General features: G+C 53.6%; 3 protein-coding genes and 3 pseudogenes. 1 reads left to right on the top strand and 5 read right to left on the bottom strand.

Features of this window, described 5'->3' with window-relative positions; translation table 11 throughout:
- Both ALO80_RS31925 and mobH read right to left on the bottom strand, forming a co-directional pair.
- Positions 1-383 (bottom strand): annotated as a pseudogene (locus ALO80_RS31925) (site-specific integrase); the annotation flags it as partial.
- Positions 380-2,314, bottom strand: a pseudogene (mobH, locus tag ALO80_RS06400) (MobH family relaxase). The pseudogenes mobH and ALO80_RS31925, both read right to left, overlap by 4 nt.
- A 699-nt stretch (positions 2,315-3,013) precedes the next feature.
- Between mobH and ALO80_RS06390 the strand changes: the two are divergent.
- Positions 3,014-3,430, top strand: a complete 417-nt coding sequence (locus tag ALO80_RS06390) for a DUF3742 family protein (RefSeq protein WP_055008339.1) — start codon at positions 3,014-3,016, stop codon at positions 3,428-3,430.
- 55 nt (positions 3,431-3,485) lie between these two features.
- On the opposite strand, the pseudogene ALO80_RS06385 reads toward ALO80_RS06390, so the two are convergent.
- The 3 genes and pseudogenes from ALO80_RS06385 to ALO80_RS06375 all read right to left on the bottom strand — a co-directional run.
- Positions 3,486-4,894 (bottom strand): annotated as a pseudogene (locus tag ALO80_RS06385) (conjugal transfer protein TraG N-terminal domain-containing protein).
- Entirely contained in the window at positions 4,891-5,259 is a 369-nt protein-coding gene (locus ALO80_RS06380; protein WP_055008338.1) for a hypothetical protein, read from the bottom strand. Before ALO80_RS06380 ends, ALO80_RS06385 begins: the two are co-directional and overlap by 4 nt.
- The coding region (locus ALO80_RS06375) for an integrating conjugative element protein (RefSeq protein ID WP_144434206.1) at positions 5,256-6,609 on the bottom strand (1,354 nt) is incomplete at its 5' end. The genes ALO80_RS06380 and ALO80_RS06375, both read right to left, overlap by 4 nt.

Genomic DNA, 6,609 nt, shown 5'->3' with positions numbered 1-6,609 from the left:
TCTTCTTGGACCAGAATGTTGAGCCAGTTCCTGGCGCGCACGATGGCATCGTTTTTAATGGTTTTCTTCGGTCTTCTTGTTGGGATCACTCGAGTGTCTTTCAAGGGATTGACCTTCATGTCGACAAGGCCGTGTTCCATTGCGTATCGGTAGACGGTGCGCAAATGGCTGGAGTAGGTGTTCCAGCTGCGCTTGGAGATACGCTCGAGCTCCGACCTGCGCCAGTCCAGCATGTCGCGGTGTGTGGTCTCACAGGCCAGACGATCACCGAAGAATCTCAGATACGACTTGGTCGCTGCCCAGTAGATCTTTACGGTGTCGGGGCGTAAGTCATGGGTAAGAATGTACTCTTGGGTAAGCTCTGGCAGCGTCATGGTATTCATTCAGAGGGTTCCTTATCTGCCAAATCTGCCAGGCTGATCACCGGGTTGTCGTAGGGCACTTCGCTGAACACATCGGTGGGCTCTGTGAGCAGATAGCCCCTAAGTTGTTTGCTTTTACGCGGGCCTTTCACAAGGCACGTCCAGATGTTCAAGCCCGCGGGTGTTTTGCGATGCTTCTTCAGCTTCTCGAATGCACGCTGCACTATCTGCCAAGCCTCAAGATCACGCTCTTTAGCCTCCCGCTCGATCTCTGGGTGCTCGAGCGCGTAACGTTTGAAAATGTCCGGGCTCACCAAAAAGGCCGTGCCGTCTACGGTGTGTACTCGTGCCTTGGCATCGTTGATGATGATGCGGTGAGAGATAACGCCGCCTTTCAGCCAGGTGAGAAAGTTGGTGCCATGATTCGCGGCCGAGTCAGTCGAGTTCACGACAGTGTCTATTGCTGGAGCCGTCACAAAAACGGGGATATCTGCCGCAGCCTGCTTGGGTTGACTAAGCCGAGCAGGAGATTTGGGTGGGGGGGAGAAGGGGATATGATCATCGGTGATCTGCGCTGCGTTTTGCTTTTGTGCAACGGGTTCAGTTCCACCAGCCGCTACCGGATCGGGAAATAGATCAAGTAGCTCATCCAGTGCATCAAAATCTTTAACGGATGCAGGTGCTTGCCTGGGTTTTGGTTGCTGTGCAATCTGATCGACACCCGTTGGCACTTTCTTGCTGGTCGTAGGAGCAGTTTCATCAGTTCCGCCAGTTGGCTGTTCGACCTCTTCAGCGGATGCGGCAGCCTCCACTGTGAGCTTGCCGGTGTAGGGCTCAGGTCGATCCGTAGAGTTCGGCCAGATCAGTGCCGGGGCTATTTTCAGTACCGTGAACGTATTCTTCCAGCCGCGACTATTGTCGATGTTGGCCTTCCAGATCGCCTTCCCCTCACCATTGGGCTGAATGATTGCCTGGTCCTGAAGCAGGTTGAACATGGGGGCGTTGGAGGTGGGAATGTGCTCAATACCTTGTGACAGCAAATGAGCTCTGAGCTGGTCTACCGCAGGCTTGCTGACAAGCCACAAGCCGTCCTGAGTCAGCCAACCGTCTGAAGGGCCATCGGGCTGGTTCAGCTTGAATTTCTCCGCCACGAGCATTCTCAAGCCTTCAGCCAGTTGCCTCTGAATAGACTGTTTCGGCGCTGACATAGCCCGGCTCGGATTGCCGCCGAGCTCCTGCGCTACCGAAGCTTGGTCCGCTTGGGAGACAATTTCACCCAGGATGTCGGCATGCTCGTATTGCCCTGCGAACGCGAACACCAGTTGCGCCCAGAGCTCGGAAAACCCGCTGAGCCAGTCCAATGCTTTAGCCGGAATCACGCGGGCGTAGATCAGCGACGACGCGGCTCCATGCAGCCGGTAGTCACGACCTTTCACGTACCTGAACCGATAAGGTTGATCCAGTGGTCCGTGTCATGGATGCCAGGTCGTTCCGTCTGCCAGCTCCACCTGAACGTCCACAGCAATCTTGCCGAGGTCATGCACGAGCGCACCGTAAGCCGATGCTGCAGACCATGCTTCGGATTGAGCGGCCTGTGACTCGGGTGGCGCTCCGATTGGCAGCAGGTACGTCTGGCGGATCTTCAGTGCGTAGGCGACGATTTCAAGCCCGTGATCCAGCATGCCACCCTGATAGGCATGGTGATGGTTCTCAGAGGCAGGGAGATGCTGCACCAGAGCCGCGTAACTCTTGAATGCTTGCACGTATAGCGTATCGAACTGTGACCGGGGCAGGGACGTTCGCTGCCAGATGTTCTCGATGAGCTGACGCCGTCTGGGAGTAGACAGCAGTGCGTCAGAAGATTCGGGGTTCATGAACCCTGCAGCAACATTGGACGGCGTGGCTGGCGATGTCTTTCTTCGCTGAAAGAAATTAAGCATTGAGGCACCCATGATGAAGTCATTGGTGGGCCTTTTGCTCTATAGGGCTCAGCACAACAAGTCGAAACCTATATCCGTCCTGGAAAGGTTGTTCAGGAAAGCTTTCGCCTCACTGGTTGGATCCAATCAGCGAGGTCAGTCGGATGTTGCCATGCTTGTCATAGGAAATGTAGTGTCCAAGTGCTTGTTTAGGCTGATTTTTGTCAATTTCAATTTTACGTGAGCTGTCTTTCTAGCCCTTTCGTCATCCATTTCCGGCGGACTCGCCGGCCTTTTCGGGTAAGGCACTTACCCTTAACCCCCATTCCATTCAAACCCTTCGCTCTGCCATTTTGCGTCAGCCCATTTTGCCCTTTGGGTGCGCATGATGCAGGGTGGAAGGCCTTCCACGAGGACAGTGAGGTGTAGCAGTGGTGCGTAAAAATGCCATTTGCGTCAGCTTGCAACCCTGCCAATGGGACGTGTGTATGCTTCAAATCCGCATTGCTGAAACAGATAGTCGGAACATTCTGCTGCCTAGGAAACACTTCGAGTATGAGCCAGATTCGGCATTCGAGGCTTTCGCGAGGCTCGCTCATAACTCGTTAATCCAGCCCGTCTACTGTTCGTCGGGAGCTTGATTTTCAAGGGAAAATGAGTTGAATATGTGAGGCAATAGGGCTATAAATGATATCACTACGACATGTTTCAAGCGATCAGGCGAGGTATCCCATGAGCACATATGCCAATACAGATTTGCGCGGTGCAGCGCGTTTTGGCCACGTGCTCGGTCTGGGGCTGCGTCGAATACTCAACGTTGAGCGTGCGGTTTGGTCCTTGCTCCGTCGAGCTGGCGCGCCTGGCCTGATCGTGACCCCAGTCAAGTGGGCTACTCGTGTGGCAGCTATCGGCACGGGTGCATTCTTCGCTGCTTGGGGGCTGCTGTACGTTCTTGCTGCTGTTGCTATGGTTTCTATCGGAGTCTTTTTGATCAATCGTGATGGCTCGGCGGCGGCTCCAATTCCGTCTAGTTCTTACGAGGACGATGAGTATACATCGAGCTTACAAGCTTCGACTTTTGAAGAGAATGATGACCACAACTGGGACTTTGTCCTTGGGCGTGGGGTGTATCCTACTCATAATGAATAGTTTTAACGCTCTATGACTGTTGTGATATTGGTCAGTAGAGCGTTGATTTTTTAATTTAGCCTTTTGAGCCCTTAAGTTTTTTCTCCACTTCGGCCCCACCCCGAGCCCCCGCCTTCTTAGCTTCTGCGGTTCCTTCTGCGAGCCCTTGCATGATGCCTCCTAACCTTAGACCCGCCCAGCTGAGCGACGTTATCCAAAAGCCCGGTAAAACTAGAAACATACTCCCTATAACAAAATCTAACAGTAAATCTCCTTGGGCGTTGCTTGCCCCGAATACTGGATCGAAATTACTATGCGGTACATTGCTACGTACGCCATTGCCATACAGTGCATCTAGTATAGTGCTATCAACCCATCTTGCTAGCTGAAACCAGAAGTCGACAAAAATTAGTGCGAACTCTGCAAATGTTATAGTCATTATTACTTTGAGATCGAAGGTGCCCATTACGAGAACAAAGGGTATGCATATTATTAATGCCATCTTTAAAAAAGCCATCACCATAGGCGCAGCTTGACGTACGCTGTCCATTGCGGGATACATTGCTAATGATCCTAGCGCCTGTCCTGCGGTTGCGGTGAGTCGCGTCAAATCATTTGCTACAGATCCACCCACTTGGCCACCGTAGTCGGCGTACACCTGTCCTTGGGTCAGTTGCTGCTTTCGCGGAGAAACGAGGTCGCGGATGACCGAATCATTCACNNACCCGTGGTTTGTGGCAGGCTCGCGTCTCTTGTTGCATCGTAGGGCCATCTGGTCCGTGGACTGTGAGACCTGAACCCAGAGAAACCATCATCGTAATAGCCCGACGTCTGCAGAAAGAACTTTGAGCCGATCCAGTTGACGTCGTTCAATTGATCTTTGGTGAGCGTTGGTTGAGTCATGAAGAGTCGCGACCGTGCCAGTGCGTAGCAGTCGTTGGTAAAGTCGGCGACTTCCTGTGCCAGCAGTGGGTCGTTGATACGCGCTCTGTTCACGTCCATTCGAACCTGTTGCAGGTCTACACCACAAGGGATCGCTGCGATTGAGGCTGCGGTAGCTGCCTTGGACATCGCATGCACGAATAGCCACCACACAGGAACTACTGCGCTTTTTCCATTCAATGTACTGAACGAGGTATTCCAACCCGTATCGGCCGGGTTGGGTATCGAATACTGACATTGCTCGGAACGGCTTCGATCAAACTGCATCGTATCGATGCTGACGGTCACCAGAGGCATGCAGCAGAGAATGATGACCAATATCGCAGTGTAAAAACGGTTTTCCACTCGCGCCAGTGAGAGGACGCCTTTGTTACCTTCGTCGGCACCCTCAGCACGTGCTTTGAGCCATTCGCTGATGATGATGGCGGCAAACGGCGCGGCGACCAAGCCGCTGTCCTCGATCATGTTCCAGACGCCGCTGTTGATGATCCAGGCGACCAGTGTGAGGTAGTACTCCAGATAATCATTGGTGTGTAACATCATAGTGTACTGACTCCCTCGATTAGGCCGGCACGCCGAAGCTCCATCAATGCGATCAACAGCAGGGCGATCACCTCACATCGCATTGGGCCTGCGGGAATATCGGACGAGGCCCGGTGAGCGAGGCGCTTCCTAACGCTGAGCCATGTAAACGCTAGCGCCATATAAACCAGTAACCTCCAGGCCAGCATCGCTTCGTAATGTAATTTCTGCCATTCACTGAAGCGCTCCAAATCACCAAACACCCTGTTGACGAACGTCAAAAACACGACGACCAGCAGCACCGTCAGTAATGTCAGTGATAGAAACGCTAAAACCGCTTTCGCTGTTTTTTTTAGTCGTCCAGGCTTTAAAGCGGTGGGTGTCATGGTGAATTTCCTTTCGCAGGATTTTGCAATTGGTCAAGACGATCAGGAGTCGGGTCGCCTTGGAAGATGCCTTTTGAACCGTCCCTCCTGATTTGAGCCCGTTGGAGAATGGCTGTCGGAGAATTACTGGCCAGGTTGCGGCGCATGTCCAACTCGGTTTTAAGGTTGTCAATTTCCTGTTGCAGGCTGCTGTTCTGCTGACCAACCGCTTGCTGAGCCACATTGTTGGCCGCGATATTCGGCTCCTTGCTCCCGGTAAACAGGGTTCGTTGGAGCAGGAGGGCTTTGCCAAGCACATCAGAAAGGGCCACTTCTGAGGCAAGACGTTTCGCCAATATGTCCTGATCGTGCTCTGAGCGAAGAGCTTCAACTACGCCACGAGTGATGGGCAGAGAATTGCTGCTGGCTTCAGACAGGTTGTCGGGTGTGAGCGCCTTGCGTCCGGCAATCAGCTCCTGCAAGGACTTAAGCTTGGCGTCGTAGGATTCTTGTATCAGTGGCGTAAGGCCCACGCCGGGGGTGGATGTGGTTTGCGTGCAACCCTCACACGTGCGCTGTTGCTGCTCTCCCAGAACCCGGTTGGCGAACGTCGATGCATCCTGCGGTGAAGACCAGGTGGAGCACACCATGCCATTGTTGCAGCTCGAAGGACTGATAGACGTTGTATCAGCAGCACTGCGCCCGTTCAGCAGGTTGTACCCCGCACGAGTCACATCTCCGACGACCTTGATCGATTGCTGACCGGATCCGCCGGCCTTATTTCCCCCCAGCCACGTGATGCCGTCATTACCTCCTTGTTTTTCGACCTGCGCAACAGCTGAGACAGCGTCTGTGTTTCCGTTTTTCACCGCCTGACTCATGGCCTGGCCTTCAGCGATCTTGTTCCAGCCCATCTGTCCTCCCGCGACATCGAGCATCTTGTCAGCGATGGCGCGGCAAGTGCCTTTGGAACGGTCAAAATCAAGACGACCCTGCAGAATGCCGTTGGTGAGCAGGTTGTACAGCGCTGGATTGGCACGTTGAATGATCAGTCCTGGCAGTGATGACACCGCGCTGGTCGCGTTGGCAATCATCGAGCCCATGATGGTCTGAAAGCCGGAAGTTGCTCCATTCAACTGATTTTGGAGCGTGTTGTTCATGCTCATGTTTCCGCAGACCAGGTTGCTGTTCCAGCCTCCACCGATGCTGATGCTGTCCATGTTGCCCGCGCTGCCCATTGTCACGGCGTTGCCACCGCCGACGCTGTACAGCACATCGTCCCCCAGTACGCTGCCAGATGAGCTGGCATTGATTCCCGGTACTGCAGCAAAGACGTGGTGAGTCGTTAGAACGCTCATGATTGCGATAGTC

It is taken from the genome of Pseudomonas caricapapayae (genome assembly GCF_001400735.1).
In the GTDB taxonomy this organism is placed as follows: domain Bacteria; phylum Pseudomonadota; class Gammaproteobacteria; order Pseudomonadales; family Pseudomonadaceae; genus Aquipseudomonas; species Aquipseudomonas caricapapayae.
Note: the sequence above shows the minus strand (reverse complement) of the source record. Positions and strands in the feature narration are given on the sequence as shown.

Excerpts from the sequence above, each read along its gene's own strand:
- ALO80_RS06380 (WP_055008338.1), bottom strand. The coding sequence starts at position 5,259 with ATGACACCCACCGCTTTAAAGCCTGGACGACTAAAAAAAACAGCGAAA.
- ALO80_RS06390 (WP_055008339.1), top strand. The coding sequence starts at position 3,014 with ATGAGCACATATGCCAATACAGATTTGCGCGGTGCAGCGCGTTTTGGC.